This window comes from Pseudomonadota bacterium (genome assembly GCA_026388215.1).
Lineage (GTDB): Bacteria > Desulfobacterota > Syntrophorhabdia > Syntrophorhabdales > Syntrophorhabdaceae > JAPLKF01.
Map to the genome: position 1 here is coordinate 1 of JAPLKF010000218.1, position 1,548 is coordinate 1,548.

Below are 1,548 nucleotides of genomic sequence, written 5' to 3' on the forward strand. Positions count from 1 at the left end.
AGACGATAGAAGAAAAGGGTTCGGTGAGGGATTATGAGATTAAGCTCCGCAAGAAGACTGGGCAAGAGATGGAGTGCCTGATTACAGCGACAATCAGGTATGGAAATGATGGGGGTATATCAGGATATCAGGGCATAATCAAGGACATCACTGAGCAAAAGAAAATGGAAGAAGAACTTCGTACCCTCTCGGTTATGGATGACCTTACAGGTTTATATAACCGTCGCGGGTTTTTTACCCTCTCCCAGCAACAGATGAAGATGGCAGAGAGGGCAAAGAAAGACATGCTCTTATTTTTTGCTGACCTGGATAATATGAAGGAAATTAATGACAGATTGGGTCATCAGGAAGGAGACAAGGCACTTGTTGAAATTGCAACTGTCCTTAAAGAGGTATTCAGGGAATCAGATATTATTGGTCGTATGGGTGGGGATGAGTTTGCAGCCCTTGCTATAGATACGACTGATGAAACCGAAGAGGTACTCACAGCTCGTTTACAAAATTACCTTGATACACATAATAAACTCGAGACCCGGAACTATGCACTCTCCTTGAGTATAGGCATAGCACACTATGACCATGGAAATCCCTCTTCACTGGATGAACTCATGTCCAGGGCAGATACACTGATGTATGAGGAGAAACGAAAAAAAATTAGAATAGGTTCAGAGTGAGTATTTTTAAAAAATATGAAAATGGTAATATAAGAAAGAAAATATGAAAGTAAAACCCTCGTATAGCCGGTTGGGCGAAGTCTTCCTGAAGAAGCGGGACCTTTATTACAGGCTCATGTTGAGCATCGGGCTATTCTTTGTTTTCCCTGCCCTTGGTTTCCTCTTCTTTGCTGTAAAGCATAATATCCTGCAAGACAGTTCATTACCTACTTTTCTTATCGGTTTCCTTATATTTTCTTCTATCGGTTTTATTATTTTACGGAGCATATTCAAAAAGGTCTCAAAGATATCAGAAGAATTCTCAGAAAGGGTGGTCTCGGAATTAACCGGTGTTAAACTCGAACATAAGGCCGACGAATTGAGCAATATTGTCGATTCCTTTAATGCAATGGAAAGCCACTTAAAAAACACCTTAAACCAGCTCGAGAAGAGGTCATCGGAGATCTCAACGCTCAAAGAACTTTCTGACCTGTGCTATGTGACATTTGATACTGAGGAGCTTCTCTATGTTACGTTGGAGCGGGCACTCAAGCTTGTGAGGGCAGACATCGGTTCTGTTCTCATCCTGGAACGCCCTCAACGGAAAACGTTCATAGTACAGACGCAAATCGGGCTTGGTGAAGAAGTAAAGGTTGGAAGCAGGATCGATTTTGACACAAGCATTGCGAAGTATGCTGTTATCAACAAATCACCGCTCCTGGTTGAGGATATTGAAAAGGACAGCAGATTCGGAAGAAGCAATCGCCCCATATACGCTACAAAATCATTTATCTGCATGCCCCTGAAGACCATTGGCGCTATCATAGGGGTTATTACTGTATCACGAAGGAATGAGGATGTAGCATTTACCCAGAATGATGTTGAGGTGCTAACA

General features: G+C 42.2%; 2 protein-coding genes. Both read left to right on the top strand.

Annotated elements, in window-relative coordinates:
- On the top strand, positions 1 to 674 hold a 674-nt coding region (locus NTU69_11045; GenBank protein MCX5804046.1), incomplete at its 5' end, for a diguanylate cyclase.
- Between the two features lie 43 nt (positions 675 to 717).
- Positions 718 to 1,548: GAF domain-containing protein (locus tag NTU69_11050; protein MCX5804047.1), on the top strand; the 831-nt coding region annotated here is incomplete at its 3' end.